We start from the raw sequence: 17,014 nt of genomic DNA, 5'->3' as shown, positions 1-17,014 counted from the left end.
TAAAGCGCTTTCCTGAATCATGTCATCTTGCAACGGAAAAACACGACGGTTTGGTCAGGCGTAGAAAGGCTAAACGTTTCATTCAAACGATTAGCATTTAACATCATTTAATTGATGAAGGGAGAACGGGGCAATGAAAGTAGGAAAGAGACTTGGGGTAGGTCTAATCTTGGCTGCACTGACATTCAGTGCAATAGGCTGTGGGAACAATGGTAACAAAGAGACAAATACAACACCATCGGCAGAAGAGGCTACAAGTAAACCGGAGAATTCGCCTTCCAAAACGGAGAAGGTCAAGATTACGTATTCGATGTGGGGTAGCGAAGAAGAAGGGAAAACCGTCCAGGCGGCGGCAGACAAGTTTAATGCTTTCCAAGACAAAATCGAAGTAAAAGTGGAAGCGATTCCTTGGGAAAACTACATGACAAAATTGAATACACAGGCAACGGCAGGCCAATTGCCGGATACGGGGATATTGAAGGAGGATGGCGTCATCCAGTGGTCCTCCGACGGCATGTTGAATGATGTGAGCTCCATGTACGATGGAAGCGACAGCAAGCCGCTCGATAGCTTGGCCTACAAATATCAAGGCAAAACGGTAGCCTATGCTGCTGCCAATGAAATCCTCCTCCTTTATTACAACAAAGACATGTTTGACAAAGCGAATGTGGCTTATCCACCATCCGCACTGGATAAAGCATGGACATGGGATGAATTCGTAGCTGCGGCCAAGAAGCTGACGGTTGACAAGAATGGCAAACATCCTGACGAGGATGGTTTTAAATCGCAGAGTATCGTTCAGTATGGCGCCTCTATTGAAAATCTACCGTGGCAGCTGGAAACCTGGGCGCTTAGCAATGGCGGCGGTTTCTATTCAAGTGACGGGAACGAAGTGAGAATCGGAGAAGATGCCAGTACGGAAGCGATTCAGAAAGTTGCTGATCTATACTTGAAAGATCATGTTGCCCCGTTGTCGGTTGGCCAGACCGATGATGGCATTCAGCGCACTATCATTGCAGGAACGGTTGCCATGGCCACAAATGGTGCGTGGAATGTAGGAACCAGCTTGAATACAGCCAAGGAGAAAGGTTTGAACTATGGCGTTGCCGTACTGCCATATATGAAGGAAAAGGTTACTTTAAACACGGGCGGCGCCAATGTCGTATTCTCCCAGACCAAGCATCCGAAAGAAGCGATGGAATGGCTCAAATGGTACAATTCCGAAGAAAACAACTGGGGGCTCATCTCATCAGGCATTTGGATGCCAACGCTCCAAAAGTGGTATACGGATGAAACTCTCACCCATAAATGGGTCGACAATCCGAACTTCCCTCCGTATGACGAATACAAGTCTGCGGTAGTCGATTATGCGCAATCCTCCGCTGCGAGACCTGCTTCATGGTTCTATACAAATCATACAACGGACTTTAACACCTTGCTCGGATCAACTCTGGGGGATGTTTGGACCGGAAAGACGACCGCGAAGGAAGCCATAACCAAAAATCTCGATGCTTTGAATGCGGCTCATACAGGCAATAAATAACGGATAAAAGGAATGACCGCCAATATATTGCAAGTGGCGGTCTTCCTTCAAACATGAGGTGGGGAGCGAGATATGGAACCGATTAACAAACCGCTGAAGCGTCGTTCTCGCTTTTACTCAAGCGAGGCAAGAGTTGCTTATATTTGCTTGATTCCGGCCTTCCTCGGACTGATCTTCCTGACCTACCTGCCTCTTCTGGGGGTGCTCGGAATCAGCATGACGAATTGGACAGGGTTAGCCAAACCCGAATTTGTTGGCCTCAATAATTATATCAAGCTGTTTACCACCGATCCGTACATTAAAGATTCGATTATCGCAACGATCTACTTCGCCGTATTATCCGTAGCCGGAAGCATGATTTATTCGTTTTTCATCGCGATGTTGTTGAATCGTAAAATTCCCGCAAGAGGTTTTTTCAGAGCCGTATTTTATGTGCCGTTCGTTTTGCCGGCTGCAGCTATATACGTAGGATGGTCTTGGCTTTACGAGGCGAATTTCGGTTTCTTCAACTTTCTCCTCTCCGAAATAGGGCTCAGCAAAATTCTCTTTATTGCGGATTCCAGATGGGTAGTTCCTTCGCTTTCTTTGATTGCGGTCTGGTTATCGGGGAACTTGATCGTTATTTTTTTGGCCGGGCTTCAGAACGTTCCGAGCGTCTATCATGAAGCGGCTGAGATGGATGGCGCAAGCGGATGGAAACGCTTCTGGCATATCACCTTGCCTTGCATGACGCCGATTATCTTTTACAACTTGTTGATGAGCCTGATCGCTAATCTCCAAGTCATAACGCCGGCCCTTTCTCTGACCAATGGCGGACCGGGCAATTCTTCAAGGTTCATGACTTATCTAATGTACGATCAGGCTTTCGTCAATTACAGGCTGGGTTATGCTTGCGCGACAACCTTTGTAATTTTCGCCATCCTTGCCGCGTTTACCGGTGTTTTGTTCAAGACATCAAATCTGTGGATCTTTTCTGAAGGAGGCGATGGCAATTGAGTGAAGCAGCGTACGTCAGACTAAAGAGCAAGAAACGCAGTGAACGAACGATAAACGTGATTATGTTTGTAGTCGTTGTTTTATTTGCCTTAATCGTGCTCTTTCCGATCTGGTGGATTTTTCGTACGTCTCTGATGACCAATCCCGAGATTTACAAATATCCGCCATCCCTATTGCCGGGAAATTGGTTGTTTTCCAATTATGAAGATACGCTGAAGGTTTTTAAATTTTGGAAATATCTAGGCAATACGATGATCATCATCGTTCCTTCCTGTTTGGCGGGAACGTTTACGGCCACCTTGTGCGGATATGCCTTTGCGAGGCTGCGGTTTCGGGGCAAACAGTTGATCTGGACTCTATGTGTCGGTTCAATGCTTTTGCCTACCATGGTTACGCTCATTCCGCTGTACATTGGATGGACGCGGGGGTTGGGGGTCCATGACAGCTATCTGCCATTGATTTTGCCATATTTTTGCGGAGGCGGCGCGTTTAATATCTTTTTAATTAGACAGTTTATTCTTTCCATACCGAGAGAACTCGACCAAGCGGCAACGATTGATGGAGCCGGATACTTCCGCATCTTGTTCAATATTATTATTCCAGCGATTAAGCCCGCCATGATCGTCGTCGCATTGTTTATTTTCATCGGCTTGTGGAACGATTTGCTCCAACAGATGATTTACATTAATTCGAGCGATAAATTCACCATAGCGTTGGGGCTCACCAATTTCAGAGGTCAATTAAAGCAAGATTGGTCGATGACGATGGCCGCCACGTGCTTATCCTTTGCTCCGGGAGTCATTTTCTACCTAATTGGTCAAAAGTATTTTGTAGAGGGAATCACGATGACCGGATTGAAAAATTAGTTCGGATCATTGTCGCTTTGTCCCATTGAAAGGAGAATTATCGATATGAATGTGAGGCTTAATGACCAATTTTGGCAGCCCAGAGTTCGGCAAACTATCCAGGAAACGATTCCCTATCAATGGAAGGCACTGAACGATGAAATCGAAGGCGCGGAGCCGAGTCACGCCGTAGAAAACTTCCGCATCTCGGCAGGAGAACAGACAGGAACTTTCTACGGAATGGTCTTTCAGGACAGTGATGTAGCGAAATGGATCGAAGCTGCCGCGTACAGCCTGCGGCACTTTCCGAATCCGCAGCTCGAAGCCGTCATCGATGCGGTTGTTGATCTGATGGGACGTGCCCAGCAGTCAGACGGCTATTTGAACACTTATTATTCAGTCGCTGCACCGGAACAGCGCTGGAAGGATTTTTCATTCGGGCATGAGCTTTATTGCGCGGGCCATCTGATCGAGGCCGCGGTGGCTTATTACGAGTCCACGGGCAAGCGGGCTTTTGTGGATATGATGTGCCGTTACGCCGATTATATTGACCGGATTATGGGTCCAGATTCGGATAAAATGCAGGTGTACTGCGGGCATGAGGAGATTGAGCTCGCGCTCGTAAAGCTGTTCAAGGCAACGAAAGAACAAAGGTATTTGCATTTGAGCCGATACTTCGTAGAGGAGCGTGGAAAGCAGCCGAGTTTCCTGAAGGAGGAGCCCGAGTTCGGCGGACCATCCAAGGATCGCTGGTTCGATCTGGATTACCATCAGGCTCACACCCCCGTAAGAGAGCAGGAAACGGCAGAAGGACATTCTGTGCGTGCCATGTATTTGTATTCGGCTATGGCGGATCTTGCGATTGCATACGGAGATGAAACGCTGATTGAAGCGCTTCGCAAACTATGGGTTCATGTGACTTCCAAGCGGATGTATATAACGGGAGGGCTTGGCTCGCAAGGTCATGCCGAACGCTTTACGATTGATTACGATCTGCCTAACGACACGGCATACACTGAAACATGCGCATCCATCGGACTTGCCATGTGGGCATTTAGAATGCTCCAGATTGAAACTGACAGCCGATACGGGGATGTGCTGGAACGCGTTCTATTCAATGGGGTGCTGAGCGGGATGTCGCTAGATGGCAAACGTTATTTTTACGTCAATCCATTGAAGGTTCATCCTGCTGTAACTCAATACCGTTACGATATGCAGCACGTCAGAACCGAGCGCGTGCCATGGTTCGGCTGCGCTTGTTGTCCGCCTAATATTGCAAGGCTGCTGACGTCTTTGGACACTTACTTCTTTACGCAAAACGGTGCGGATATCGCTATGCATCTTTATGCTTCCAATGAGAGTACATTCGATGTTCAAGGAAGAAAGCTGGTATTGCATACGGAAACTCATTATCCATGGGACGGAAATATCCAGATCCGACTGCAAACGGATGAGCCGACCGACTGCACGCTTTCTTTCCGGATTCCTTCATGGTGCAGAGACCCTTACATCACGGTTAACGGGAACTTGATAGTGCTGGATACGATCGTCAAGAGTGGCTATGCGCATATCAGCAGAACGTGGATGGAAAACGACGAAATCAAGCTGCATTTCCCAATGATCGTTGAGCGCATTGAGTCGAACCCCAAAGTGCACGAGAATGCAGGCAAAATCGCTTTGCAATACGGTCCGCTCGTTTATTGTATGGAGGAAGTGGACAACGGCCCGGACCTTACGGATATCTGCTTTCCCGAGGATTCTGAATTAACGGCAGTGTATAAGGAGGATGTTCTAGGCGGTATTGTCGTGTTAAACGGAGAGGGGCTGCGTTCAGATTTTTGTTGGGAAGATGACCTGTACAGGCCGGTCACGCGAAAGAAGAAGAGCGTCCCAATTTTGGCTGTGCCATACGCATTTTGGGGTAATCGGAAGCCGGGTGAAATGACGGTTTGGATTCGTGAAAAATAAAAAAGTCGAACGAATGCTTTTTGGATGAAGACTCTGCGCTTGAACTGATGACCTCTTGCATTCTCATAAATATTGTTAATCCGAAATGAGACTTCTGCTATGCAGAAGTCTTTTTTGTATGATCGTAGTAATCTGCTTGAGTTCCGTGTTGTGCAATACCCCTATCGTTTCGACCACTCGGAAGTAGTGGAAGGTGGATGATCGACAGAAGGTTGTCATTATGGTAACCTGCAATCATGACAAACTCGACTGAAAAGCCGGATGATTCGCTTGTCCGATTCTCATATGGATTATTCCTGAACGATATGGTTTCTATGAACTGCTCATCTACGGAGAAGGGACGGCAATGAATGAAAAGTATTTTTGATCGAAACTATACGAACGAGATTTTAGCACGAATCGATAAGTTAGAGGGTCATTCAGAACCACATTGGGGGCAGATGAATGCTGCTCAAATGCTCGCTCACTGCTCCGCATTCCAGGACATTGCCTCGGGCGTTTCTTTCCCAAAGAGAGGATGGCTTGGGATCGTGATTGGAGGCTTCGTGAAACCAATAATGTATAATGACAAGACATTACCTCGCAATATGTCAACAATCCCGACCATTAAATTTACAGATGAAAGAGAATTCGATAAAGAAAGAGAATTATTGAAACAAAAAACCGACTTATTTCAGCGAAATGGACCGGAGAGGTGCACGACTCATCCCCACCCCTTTTTCGGCAAGCTTACCTCCGAGCAGTGGGGCATCGGTATCTACAAGCACTTGGACCATCATTTAAAGCAGTTTGGCGTTTAGTTTTCTCTGTGTGATGTTAAGGTTAGGGGCATATTGCAAGAGGTCGGCGGCTTGATCCCGCTAGTCTCCATCAAACCATAAATTCAAACCACTTCTGCTGAAGTGGTTTATTTATTTGTGCCTAAGATTGGGCAGACCGCGCACACGAGTATACAGTGGAAAATAATTGTAACTTGTTTGAATCTTTTTAACTTATTAATTGAAATAATATAGGTTATCTGAATTAACGTGTAAGTTTGGATTCGCAGATATTTTATTTTTTTCATACAATTTCCCATAATTTTTTGGTAATTTGGCGATAATCATTTGTTAGACTAAGCACAGAAACATGAAGGAGATCACGCTATGTACACGATTTATCTTGTTGAGGATGATATGAACTTGAATCAGATTCTTGCTTATTACTTAAAACAGGAAGGCTGGCAGGTTAGCAGTTTTACGGACGGTGAGGAAGCAAGGCGGTCTATTCAGCAAAAACCGGATATGTGGATTCTTGATATTATGCTCCCTGGCATGGATGGCTATCAGCTGTTAACGGAAATCAAAAAGGACAATAACGATACACCGATAATCTTTATTTCTGCCAGAGATGCTGATCTGGATCGAATTGTTGGTCTTGAGCTTGGGAGCGATGATTATTTGGCCAAACCATTTCTGCCCCGTGAACTGGTCATTCGTACAAGGAAGCTGCTCAATCGCGTCTATGGTAATTTTCAAAAGGAACTGGCTCCGATTCAAAACATAGAAATCGAACCATATTTAATTGAAGGAAAAGCTCGAATCGTGAAGTGCGGCCTTGAAGGGAAAATAGATTTAACAAGCAAGGAGTTTGATTTGTTAATGTATTTCGCCCTTCACACAGGACAACTGATGCAGCGAGAGCAGGTTTTGAAGCAGGTTTGGGGAGACGACTACTACGGCACAGATCGTGTTGTCGATGATCTTATTCGGCGCTTGCGCAAAAAAATGCCGGAGCTGCGGCTGGAAACGGTATATGGCTCGGGCTACAGACTGGTGAAGCTATGAAGCATTGGCCGATGGCAGTCAAAATTTGGGCTGTATTTGCAACAGTTATGTTATGTCTATTTTTAGCTGTATCGCTGCTAATGCCTTCTATGCTCAGAAGTTTTTTTACCGGGCAAATATATGGAATGATTAAAGATTCGCAAAAGCTATTCGCTGGATTCACGATAAGCGAGGAGAATGATACCTTATCCATCACCATCTCTACTCAAGATAACGAAGCGGCTTCACTCTTTCTAGTACCTATCGTTAGAAGGCCAGTATTAGAAACGAGTCCTAGCTCGAATAGTCGAGATCAGGCGTTGCCAGCACGTACTACAACAACATTCGTACCTAGAGGAGCAGATATTACACATTTGTTTTTTTATAAGGATCAGTTAATTCCTGTGGCAGCCAGTACAGAATTACCAGAATCTTTTGTTGAGAAGCTTAAGCAGGAGACGGCCAGCCAAACGAAACCAGTGGAGACTTATGAAGAAACAATTGGTGGACAGAGCATCTTATATATTATCCAAAAGCCGAAGGATAACAAATCAGGCTTCTTAGTCTCGTATACCTCAAACAACTATCGGAATGAGCAAATCGGGACATTGTTCCGAAATCTCAGCCTGCTGTTAATCGCTTTAATGCTTGTAAGCTGGCTTCCCTGTATGTGGCTTGCTCGTTATTTGTCCAAGCCGTTTTCCGTTATGGAAAAGCAAATTAACCGCATCTCGGAGCATGATTGGCATGAGCCCTTCAATTTGGATCGAAAGGATGAAATAGGGCGATTGGCCAAAGCTTTTGAGACGATGCGCCAGCGGCTCGTTCAACAGGATCAAGCGCAGCAATCTTATTTGCAAAATACTTCTCATGAATTAAAAACGCCTGTTATGGTCATCCATAGCTATGCTCATTCCATTAAGGATGGTTTTTATCCGAAGGGAACGATTGAAAATAGTATTGAAACGATTATCTCGGAAGCAGAGCGATTGGATAAACAGATCCACAGCTTGCTGAACTTGAACAGACTGCAGTACATCAGGTCCACTGCCCGCCAATCTGCAATGAAACCGATGGATATTAGGGCAGTACTGGAAGATGTTGTAGAGCGGCTGCGCTATCGGCGTCCAGAGCTGCATTGGTCCTTTGAAATGCCCAATTGGTTTATCACAGGGAACGAGGAACAATGGAAGGTGGTATTTGAAAATATAATCGACAACCAAATCCGTTATGCTTCCAGCGAAATTTTGATTTCAGCGGAGATTGACAACATAGCTCGGGCATTAACGGTTGAAATTTATAATGACGGTCCGCCTATGGAGGCTTCACTGCTTCAGGACGTATTTGATCCTTTTAAAATGGGACCACATGGCAGATTCGGGCTTGGTCTTGCGATCGTTAAGCAAATTTTAAATAACATTGGAGCACAAATCGAGATTGTTAATAAAAATAGCGGGGTCGCATTTAGGTTGACGCTGCCAGAGGAGGGCGGTGCCGATGTTGATGGGAAAGATCAGCAATCTTAGACGCTCAGCTTTGAGAATGGTCCGATCGGATGGAACATATGCCGCCTTATTCCTGATCCCGAGCTTAGTGGGAGTGACTATTTTTTTCTTCCTGCCGTTTGGGATCGGGTTTTATTACTCGCTAGTGGATACACCGATAGATGGGAAAATTGTAGGGATTCGGAATTACATTGATCTTCTTGGCAACAATTCGTTTCGCAGAGCGATGTGGAACACGTTTTTGTTCACTGTTCTATGCGTGCCTATAAATATGCTGCTGTCGCTCATTCTCGCTTCTTTGTTAAATGGAAGGGTGTTCGGTCAACGATGGTTTCGAATTGCCTTTTTATCGCCGCTAGTCATTCCTGTGGCATCCATTGTGCTGATTTGGCAAATCTTTTTCGATATGAACGGGATTCTGAACAATTGGCTGGATGCATGGGGGATGGCGCCTAAGGATTGGATGGAGGGCGGCTCAGCACTCTACATCGCAATCATGATCTATGTCTGGAAAAATGTCGGCTACAACATGCTTTTGTTTCTCGCGGGTCTGCAAAACATCCCAATAGATCATTACGAAGCTGCGCGTATAGATGGCGCGGGAAGATGGCGGCAATGGCGATCTATTACGCTCGTTTACTTGACGCCAACGACTTTTTTCGTCTTTATTATGTCGATTATTAATTCGTTTAAGGTGTTTCGAGAAACGTATATGCTGGCTGGCCCATACCCGCATCCCAGCTTGTATATGCTCCAGCATTTTATGAACAACATGTTTCAACAGCTTGATTATCAGAAAATGACTTCGGCCGCTTTTTTGATGGCGACCGTTATCGTCATGCTCGTTTTGTTCCTGTTTATGGTGGAACGTCGCTTTAGTCGTTGGATCTAGCAGCATGACAACTAGATTCGTGAAAGGAGAGTTATAGGGATGGAAATCATAAGGCGTTTGCAAGAGCGGAAAGCAAGTGTTGGAAGTGCGATTTACAAAAGCTTGCTAACGCTGATGCTGCTGATGCTTGTTGTGGTTATCGTTTTTCCCATCGTCATTACGGTCACCCATTCATTCATGTCTCCAAGCGAAATAAAAATAGAGCTCGCGCCGATTTTGGGACCTCAATCCGATGAGGAAGACCATTCTCTCGATGGGCTGCTGTCTGAAGGCCAGTATGTTCGCTTGCACTGGGTTCCGTTTCAAGTAACTTTGAATGCGTACTATGACATTTTATTAGGACAACCGCAATTTTTATTTCTTTTTTGGAACTCGATGAAGCTGACAATACCGATTGTTGCCGGGCAGCTTGTTGTTTCCCTCTTAGCTGGGTATGCATTCTCTCAGTTAAGGTTTCGCTTGAGAGAACCTTTGTTTTTCGCTTATATCGTTGTCATGCTGATGCCATTTCAGGTAACGCTTGTACCGAACTATATTATGGCGAATTGGATGGGACTACTAAATAGCGAGTTGTCGATTATTTTGCCTGGCATATTTAGCGCCTTTGGCGTGTTCCTGATGCGGCAGTTCATGCAGGCTGTTCCTTACAGCTACGTAGAAGCCGCTCGTATGGATGGCGCAGGCCACTTCACGATCTTGTTAACTATTGTGCTTCCAATGTGCCGGTCAGGAATGGCGGCTCTCGCGGTACTGGCTTTTATCGATAACTGGAATATGGTGGAGCAGCCGCTGATTTTTTTAAAGGATGCGATCAAGCAGCCGTTATCCGTTTATCTCAGTTATATCAATGAAGCGGATATTGGCATCGCCTTTACAGCATCGGTCTTATATATGCTTCCGGCGATTCTCCTCATGCTGTATGCGGAGAAAGAGCTGGTTGAAGGAGTTCAGTTGTCAGGAATAAAAGGATAGAAAGGAGATCATAACGATGGCCGCAGCTGTTGCAGAAGAAACCGCCGCACCAGGCAAATCAATGAGGAAAACAACGGGACGCCTAATCATTGCTTTTATTCTGATGATGCTGGTGCTGACGTTGATGTCGAATACATTGCTTCAATATTCTTTACCAAGGGTTACTGCTAAAATGCCGACATTTGGCGGATTGAATTTTAAATTGAGTGGATCCGGAGCTGTTGAATCGGCAGAAACGGTCAAAATAAATGCCGTACAAACGTCATGGCCGGTAAAAGAGGTCAAGGTAGAGGTAGGAGATCAAATTAAAAAAGGACAAGTATTGATCGAGTTTGATACGAAGGCTGCTGAGGAAGCGGTCGCTAATGAACAGCTTAGCTATGATCAGCAGCAAATTAACTTGGAAAAACTGCAAATCAGCTACAAAGAGGCAATTCAAAGCGGTGATGAAAAGCTGCTTGGCAGCATCGCCCTTGATATAGAAAGCAGCGGATTAACGCTCAACGCACAAAAACGAAAAATAAATGATTTGCAGAAACAAATCACACAAAACGCACAGCTCGTTTCGACGGTGAACGGTAAGGTTGAAGAAGTGCTTGCGACTGTTGGGATGACCATTCCTCCTGGTACAGCGGCTTTTAACGTCATTCAGAAGTCAACAGGAGGATATGTCTTCAAAGCTGATGTATCCGAAGAACAAGCAAAGTATCTTAAGGTTGGTCAAGCTATCCATGTTACCATCCCAAGCTTAGATGATTCCGTAATTCAAGGGAAAATCAGCGCCATAGAAACTAAAAAATCAGAAAAATCAGACAACTCACAGCCTCCAACTGGAAAGAAGGAGATTAGCGTTGCTGTGAATGATAAACGACTTCAAGGAGGTGAGTATGGGGAATTTGAATGGAAGCAGGAGCCTGATAACGATGAAGATATGAGAGCACTCCTCATTCCTAATGCTGCCTTAAGAGAAAGCAATGAGGAGGGGAAGTTTGTATACTACATCGGTGAAAGGGAAGGTTCGCTCGGCAAGGAATACTTCATTCGCAAAACAAAGGTGGTTGTAAAAGAGGCTGACGATCAAAATGCTCAGATCAAAGATGGCCTCAATGGAAACGAGCGCATCGTCATATCCAGCAATAAACAGATCAAAGACGGTCAAAGAGTGTTGATTGCAGGTGGAGAGGAGTGAGAACGATACGCTTTGGAACATTTCTAGCGGCTATCGGCATCTTGCTGATGTGCTTCAGCAGCGGGTTCTCCGAAGCGGCAATCATGGAATGGAAGCAATCGGGCGGTTCCGTTGGTGCGAGTAGAATCATCATGCAGGTGAACTCAGTGCAAGGAAATGACGGAGCATCGGGTTTTTCGAATGCTGAGGCGAACAAGCTTATTGAAGCTTGGCAGCGAAAGGCTTCCTATAAAATGCAAGCAGAGGTACCTGTGCAGGCAGGGAAGCGCTCGGAAGCTGTTCAGATTGCGGGGATCGGCGGGGATTATACCGATTTTACAACGCTATGGCTATCGGAAGGCAGCATGATTACGAAGCGATCGATGTCTGAGGATTCTAATATTGTTGTATTAAGCGAAGGCTTGGCAGAACGGCTCTTTGGCTCTACTGACGTTGTTGGCATGGAGATTACGATACTGAATAAAAAATTTCAAATTATAGGTGTCTATCGGAAAGATAATCATTTGCTGGAATGGATGACAACCGGCACAAAGCCGGAGGCGCTTCTGCCAGCGGGCGTTTTGAGCGAACTGTTGCCAGAGCTGCGGGTGGGAACGATCGAGCTTCAAGCATCTGATGCCATATTGAGCGGTGAGCGAGATGTGCAAGTCGTGCTGCAGGCAAACAAATTACCGCTTGATGGCTATACCATCCAAATCGGAGATCACAAAATGCGGTTAATGCAACAATTACCGCGTTTGCTTCCATCCTTGGCGGGCCTCTTGGTTATTGGATTAAGCTTGCTGCTGATGCGAAAGCTGCTGCTTCTTATCTTTTGGCGTTTCCGATCAGCTTTGCAAACGGGCTATGCAAGTGATGCTTGGAGACAGGAACAAAGATTCATATGGACGCGGGCCATAGCTTGTGTGGGTCTTGCCGTGATGGTGGTTATTTTATGGCCGTATACCAGGTACTCCTTCTATATTCCTTCTGAAATGATACCTGAGAGATGGATCGACTTGCATTTTTTTAAATCGAAGCTGTTTGAATTTTGGAGAGAAAAGCCTGTACTCGATGAGCAAGCCTTTCAATTTCAGCTCATGGAGTCAAGACTTCGTTCATTTGTACCCTTGTTGATTGTGATCGGAGTTGTGCTTGGATTGCCGTTGTTTCTTATGGGGATTCGCGAATGGCGGCTCGCCGGTCTTTCGAAGCAAGGTCAAATGACTACACTATTTTATTGCATGGCTGCTAGTTACACTTTTACGAATTTCACCTTAATACTTGCTGGAATGCCGCAGGTGGTTCAGCCCGGACTATGGATTACTATATTCGGATTTTGTATAATCGCTGCTATTTATAATAGCCCCAAACGAAAGGATGTACGATATGAAACGTAACAGGATTGGTAAAAAAGGTCTTATTTTAACTCTTATTTCTTTCATGCTTGTAATCTCGGCATGCAGCTCTTCAAATAGTCCTTCAAATAAAGAGCAGGTAGCTACAGATAAACCAAATTCTAATGAGAAAAAAGTAATTACGCTTTCGGTTATCACATCCACCCGTTTCCTTGAGATGGCCAAAGAGAAATTTGAAGCTGCGAATCCCAATATTAAAATTGAAATCAAGCCCTCTTATACCGTACCGGAATCCAGTGGGCGTACTTCACGTGGAGGGGTCGATCCCGTTGAGGTTGAGAAATTTGTGACGACTGTAAATGCAGAGCTGATGAACGGCAATGCTTCTGATATTATTGCGGTTGATGCACTGGCTTATAACAAATATGCTGAAAAAGGGCTTCTGGCCAATTTAAACGATTTGATGGACAAAGCAGATGGCTTTAAACAGGATGACTATTATATGAATGTTTTAGACGCCTTAAAGTATAACGACGGTTTATATGCCCTGCCTTATGGTGTAACGACGAGCATCTGGTTTGGCAATCAGGAACGGCTCGCTGGGGTAGATCTCGATCCGGCAAAAGCATGGACATGGGATGAGTTCGAGGAGAAAATGAAAACTCTTGCAAATGACGGCACTAAAGATCCTGTCGTGCGCTATTTAAGCCAGGATAGACTGCTCCTTGAAATGGTCAGCGAGGATTTGGACAAATATTTGGATGTCAACGAGAAGAAAGCCAAGTTTCAAGATCAAGCCTTTATCGATATGCTTAATCAAGCGAAGTCTTTTTACGATCAGAAAATTATTAACGAGCCAGAGCAGCCTACGGGTCAAGGCGTGGCGATAAGAATGGGAGAATCGATGGGACTCAAGGATGCACTTTCTCTGTCTGAAATCATGACCTATTCAAGTCTAAGCTTCGCATCGATGTTTTTTGACAAACCGCTGCTTTATCAAGCTCCTACAAGCGAACCAAAAGATGGAAGGTCGTTTGAGTCGAACAAGCTGCTTTCTATTAATAATAAGTTGGAGAATAAAACAGAGGCTTGGTCGTTCCTGCAATTTTTAATTTCGGAGGAGATGCAATCCTCGCCGGAGCTGGAAGGACTGCCTGTGAATAAAAAAGCAAATCAAGTTCAAATTGATGCTTCGGCAGCAAACAAAGATATGAAAATGACCCCTGAATTTATTGAAGCGGCAAAGGAACTTCTTCCGCAGCTGAAGCGTTATAGTGGACTCGATCCAAAAATTAAGAAAATTTTAATCGATGAAACGGTACCATTCTTTAGCGGGCAAAAATCGGCTGAAACGGTTGCCAACACGATTCAAAACAAAGTAAGCCTCTATATGGAGGAGTAATAAGAAGGCTGGGCGCAGCTCCTTTTTGGAGCAGTTTCCAGCCTTTTTTATGACATACCAGTACTGGTTATTATGACGATCCATTCATGGACGTATTAATAAATGTTCGGCATAATCTGGATTATCCAAGAGAGGACGACCGATCGCGATTCCATCCGCTAGTTGATCCTCGAGTATACGATTGGCAAGACTGCGGGTATATATCTTTCCAACTGCAATAATGGGGATGTTAAAATGCTGTTTGATCGCAGCCGCATGCGGCAGCTGATAAGCATTGTATACGTCACTAGGCTGCACGGGAATATTCCCGCCTGTAGAGACATGGATTGCATCCAATTCAGATTCGAGCGGTTTTAACATTCGTGCCCACTCTATGGGAGTCAGCCCCCCTTCATAATAGTCGGTTGCAGAAATTCGAATGATAATCGGATAATTATTGCCAACTTCTCTTCTAATTGCAAAGAGAACCTCCCTCAGAAACCTTGTTCTGTTTTCGGAAGTACCACCATATGCATCCAGCCTTGTATTCGATAGTGGTGATAAAAACTGGTGGAGTAAAAACCCATGTGCTGCGTGAATCTCAATACCATCAAATCCTGCTGCCATACTTCGTTTGGCCGCAAGACGATATTCCTCAACGATTTGCTCAATACCTGCAACAGTCAAAGACTCAGGTGTGCCATAATGATCGTCGTATGCAATCGCACTAGGTGCGACTAATGTTTTCGTCACTTCGGGTGAAGATTTTCGTCCGCCATGCGATAACTGAATAAAGACGGGAGTTTGGTTTGTGTGGATAGCGTCCGTAATTTTTTTAAAAGGTTCCACATGCTGATCCGTAAAAATTCCGATATCATTTCCCCACAACCTCCCATTTGAAGAGATTGCAGTGGATTCCAAGATCACGAGCCCGACATGTTTTGCCCTCTGGCTGTAATGCTCAATGTGATGAGCTCCGGCAAAAGCTTCGGAAGTACCCATGTACTGCTGCATAGGTGCCATAATTAATCGGTTTCTTAATGTTAACCCTCTCAGAGGCAGGGGATCATTTAATGTAAATGCCATAGCGTATTCTCCTTTTCAAATGTGTGTTTACATTTTATTGCATAAAAACTATGATTTACATAGTATTCTTAAGGAAGATTGCATCCAAAACCTAAATTATGTAGTTCTTCTAAGCTCACAACCTTTAAAAATGAGGTGATTTCGTTAATGGATCAAATTGACTCCAAAATTTTATCTTTAATGTTCGAAAATGCTCGGATTCCGATTTCTGAAATGAGCAGAATGATTGCGATGTCGCAGCCAGCTGTAACGGAAAGGCTTCGAAAGTTGGAAGAGCAAGGCATGATAACTGCCTATCGTGCGAAGCTTAATCCTCACAAATTAGGCTTATATACAACTGCCTTTGTACTGTTTAAAACGAATTGTTGCAATGATTTTATTACATTCAGCGAATCATCCTCTGAGATTATCGATCTTTACAGAATAAGCGGAGAGTATAACTTTTTAATGAAGGTGTTATCCGAAACAACAGAATCAATGACCAACTTTCTAGATAGGTGCAGCCCATTCGGATTTTCAACGACGCTAATTGTTCTCTCGACGGCTTTCGAAGATAAAAGTTTGGTAGCAAACAATGCGTGATTAGGGATGAAACGGAATACCTAGATAGTTTCACTACAGAAACGGCAGCGATGCCGTTTTTTTGTTTTGATCTTTGTGTGTATGATATTTCATTAAAAAATAATAAATAAAGCCTTTCGGAATAAACTCCGAAAGGCTGCATATCTAAATTCTATTGTTAAATTGAATTCAACCGCTTCAAATTATTCATTACGGGCAGAAATTTGAATGCAGTATTGTCGTGTGGAATCGGTTAGTTGATAGGTAAGCATACCGAACTCTTCAGGAGATTGCTTATAGCGTTGAAGAGTCCATTCCATTAATAAGCCATGCAAGATCGAGGCTAAGGAGCGAAAAACATAAATATAATGTTCATGAGTTAACGGCACGGATGACATAAAATACTTCACATATATAGTTTGTACAAAGTACTCTAGGCTTCGGTAAATGATCTGTCTAATTTTGCGATCAGACTGGTGAATATTTAGAAATAGCGGGTAGGTCATGTATTCTTGCCACATTTGAAAAAATGAAATTAATACGGCTTCGCCAGTCAACTCCTCCTCGCTGATCCTCTTATCAAAGAGATTAAATTGATGACATAAATATTCATACAAAATATCATCCTTGCCTGGGTAATTGCGATATATCGTTTGTCTGGCGAAACCGGATTTTTTGGAAATCTCGGTCATTTTAATATCAGAGTAAGTTTTAGTTTCCATAAGATAAAGCAGAGACAGGGTGATCCATTCTTTGGATTGCTGTTGTCCTACGATGAAATTGTCTATCTGTGACACTTCCTTCATTATGTCCATTTCCGTAAGTGATCTATTGCTATGGGGGTACAAGTATATTATTGTTACCATTGTAACATTTGCAGAACCGTATGCGCATCGGGCAAGTGATAAATGCATTTTTTTCATCAGAAATTGAT

Annotated in this window: 15 protein-coding genes; 13 read left to right on the top strand and 2 right to left on the bottom strand. The window is 44.3% G+C overall.

Annotated elements, in window-relative coordinates; genetic code table 11:
* Nucleotides 1-133: 133 nt before the first annotated feature.
* The 12 genes from AC0VYE_RS24025 (at nucleotide 134) to AC0VYE_RS23970 (ending at nucleotide 14,454) form a co-directional block, all read left to right on the top strand.
* Entirely contained in the window at nucleotides 134-1,543 is a 1,410-nt protein-coding gene (locus tag AC0VYE_RS24025; RefSeq protein WP_475443123.1) for an ABC transporter substrate-binding protein, read from the top strand.
* A gap of 72 nt (nucleotides 1,544-1,615) precedes the next feature.
* Nucleotides 1,616-2,539 (top strand): carbohydrate ABC transporter permease, encoded by a 924-nt coding sequence (locus tag AC0VYE_RS24020; protein WP_076270452.1) that lies wholly within the window; start codon nucleotides 1,616-1,618, stop codon nucleotides 2,537-2,539.
* On the top strand, nucleotides 2,536-3,405 hold the full coding sequence (locus AC0VYE_RS24015) for a carbohydrate ABC transporter permease (protein ID WP_076270453.1): 870 nt from the start codon (nucleotides 2,536-2,538) through the stop codon (nucleotides 3,403-3,405). Before AC0VYE_RS24020 ends, AC0VYE_RS24015 begins: the two co-directional genes overlap by 4 nt.
* Before the next feature lie 45 nt (nucleotides 3,406-3,450).
* Nucleotides 3,451-5,352 carry a glycoside hydrolase family 127 protein gene (locus AC0VYE_RS24010; protein ID WP_475443122.1) on the top strand — a complete coding sequence of 634 codons (1,902 nt, stop codon included), beginning with the start codon at nucleotides 3,451-3,453 and terminating at the stop codon, nucleotides 5,350-5,352.
* 350 nt (nucleotides 5,353-5,702) lie between these two features.
* Complete coding sequence (locus tag AC0VYE_RS24005; RefSeq protein WP_076270454.1) at nucleotides 5,703-6,152, top strand: DUF1569 domain-containing protein; 450 nt, start codon at nucleotides 5,703-5,705, stop codon at nucleotides 6,150-6,152.
* Nucleotides 6,153-6,497: 345 nt separating this feature from the next.
* On the top strand, nucleotides 6,498-7,178 hold the full coding sequence (locus AC0VYE_RS24000) for a response regulator transcription factor (RefSeq protein WP_475443121.1): 681 nt from the start codon (nucleotides 6,498-6,500) through the stop codon (nucleotides 7,176-7,178).
* Nucleotides 7,179-7,189: 11 nt separating this feature from the next.
* Complete coding sequence (locus AC0VYE_RS23995) at nucleotides 7,190-8,683, top strand: HAMP domain-containing sensor histidine kinase (protein WP_475443120.1); 1,494 nt, start codon at nucleotides 7,190-7,192, stop codon at nucleotides 8,681-8,683.
* A complete protein-coding gene (locus AC0VYE_RS23990) occupies nucleotides 8,655-9,554 on the top strand; it encodes a carbohydrate ABC transporter permease (RefSeq protein ID WP_475443119.1) in 900 nt (299 codons plus the stop codon). Before AC0VYE_RS23995 ends, AC0VYE_RS23990 begins: the two co-directional genes overlap by 29 nt.
* Nucleotides 9,555-9,593: 39 nt before the next feature.
* Complete coding sequence (locus AC0VYE_RS23985) at nucleotides 9,594-10,526, top strand: carbohydrate ABC transporter permease (protein WP_475443118.1); 933 nt, start codon at nucleotides 9,594-9,596, stop codon at nucleotides 10,524-10,526.
* A gap of 16 nt (nucleotides 10,527-10,542) precedes the next feature.
* Nucleotides 10,543-11,715, top strand: a complete 1,173-nt coding sequence (locus AC0VYE_RS23980) for an efflux RND transporter periplasmic adaptor subunit (RefSeq protein ID WP_475443117.1) — start codon at nucleotides 10,543-10,545, stop codon at nucleotides 11,713-11,715.
* The gene (locus AC0VYE_RS23975) at nucleotides 11,712-13,094 is read left to right on the top strand and encodes an ABC transporter permease (protein ID WP_475443116.1); all 1,383 of its coding nucleotides are present in this window, start codon (nucleotides 11,712-11,714) and stop codon (nucleotides 13,092-13,094) included. The genes AC0VYE_RS23980 and AC0VYE_RS23975 overlap by 4 nt, the downstream gene beginning before the upstream one ends.
* Complete coding sequence (locus AC0VYE_RS23970; RefSeq protein WP_475443115.1) at nucleotides 13,084-14,454, top strand: ABC transporter substrate-binding protein; 1,371 nt, start codon at nucleotides 13,084-13,086, stop codon at nucleotides 14,452-14,454. Before AC0VYE_RS23975 ends, AC0VYE_RS23970 begins: the two co-directional genes overlap by 11 nt.
* Before the next feature lie 84 nt (nucleotides 14,455-14,538).
* Here the strand turns inward: AC0VYE_RS23970 and AC0VYE_RS23965 are convergent, their stop codons facing one another.
* Complete coding sequence (locus AC0VYE_RS23965; RefSeq protein ID WP_475443114.1) at nucleotides 14,539-15,519, bottom strand: oxidoreductase; 981 nt, start codon at nucleotides 15,517-15,519, stop codon at nucleotides 14,539-14,541.
* 147 nt (nucleotides 15,520-15,666) lie between these two features.
* Here AC0VYE_RS23965 and AC0VYE_RS23960 point away from each other — a divergent pair, with 147 nt between their 5' ends.
* Nucleotides 15,667-16,101, top strand: a complete 435-nt coding sequence (locus AC0VYE_RS23960) for an Lrp/AsnC family transcriptional regulator (protein WP_076270460.1) — start codon at nucleotides 15,667-15,669, stop codon at nucleotides 16,099-16,101.
* 182 nt (nucleotides 16,102-16,283) lie between these two features.
* On the opposite strand, the gene AC0VYE_RS23955 is transcribed toward AC0VYE_RS23960, so the two are convergent.
* Complete coding sequence (locus AC0VYE_RS23955) at nucleotides 16,284-16,886, bottom strand: TetR/AcrR family transcriptional regulator (protein WP_475443113.1); 603 nt, start codon at nucleotides 16,884-16,886, stop codon at nucleotides 16,284-16,286.
* Nucleotides 16,887-17,014 lie beyond the last annotated feature (128 nt).

It is taken from the genome of Pristimantibacillus sp. Z349TD_6, from assembly GCF_056173205.1.
Note: the sequence above shows the minus strand (reverse complement) of the source record. Positions and strands in the feature narration are given on the sequence as shown.

Excerpts from the sequence above, each read along its gene's own strand:
- AC0VYE_RS24025 (WP_475443123.1), top strand. The coding sequence starts at position 134 with ATGAAAGTAGGAAAGAGACTTGGGGTAGGTCTAATCTTGGCTGCACTG.
- AC0VYE_RS24020 (WP_076270452.1), top strand. The coding sequence starts at position 1,616 with ATGGAACCGATTAACAAACCGCTGAAGCGTCGTTCTCGCTTTTACTCA.
- AC0VYE_RS24010 (WP_475443122.1), top strand. The coding sequence starts at position 3,451 with ATGAATGTGAGGCTTAATGACCAATTTTGGCAGCCCAGAGTTCGGCAA.
- AC0VYE_RS24005 (WP_076270454.1), top strand. The coding sequence starts at position 5,703 with ATGAAAAGTATTTTTGATCGAAACTATACGAACGAGATTTTAGCACGA.
- AC0VYE_RS24000 (WP_475443121.1), top strand. The coding sequence starts at position 6,498 with ATGTACACGATTTATCTTGTTGAGGATGATATGAACTTGAATCAGATT.
- AC0VYE_RS23995 (WP_475443120.1), top strand. The coding sequence starts at position 7,190 with ATGGCAGTCAAAATTTGGGCTGTATTTGCAACAGTTATGTTATGTCTA.
- AC0VYE_RS23990 (WP_475443119.1), top strand. The coding sequence starts at position 8,655 with ATGTTGATGGGAAAGATCAGCAATCTTAGACGCTCAGCTTTGAGAATG.
- AC0VYE_RS23985 (WP_475443118.1), top strand. The coding sequence starts at position 9,594 with ATGGAAATCATAAGGCGTTTGCAAGAGCGGAAAGCAAGTGTTGGAAGT.
- AC0VYE_RS23980 (WP_475443117.1), top strand. The coding sequence starts at position 10,543 with ATGGCCGCAGCTGTTGCAGAAGAAACCGCCGCACCAGGCAAATCAATG.
- AC0VYE_RS23970 (WP_475443115.1), top strand. The coding sequence starts at position 13,084 with ATGAAACGTAACAGGATTGGTAAAAAAGGTCTTATTTTAACTCTTATT.
- AC0VYE_RS23965 (WP_475443114.1), bottom strand. The coding sequence starts at position 15,519 with ATGGCATTTACATTAAATGATCCCCTGCCTCTGAGAGGGTTAACATTA.
- AC0VYE_RS23960 (WP_076270460.1), top strand. The coding sequence starts at position 15,667 with ATGGATCAAATTGACTCCAAAATTTTATCTTTAATGTTCGAAAATGCT.
- AC0VYE_RS23955 (WP_475443113.1), bottom strand. The coding sequence starts at position 16,886 with ATGAAGGAAGTGTCACAGATAGACAATTTCATCGTAGGACAACAGCAA.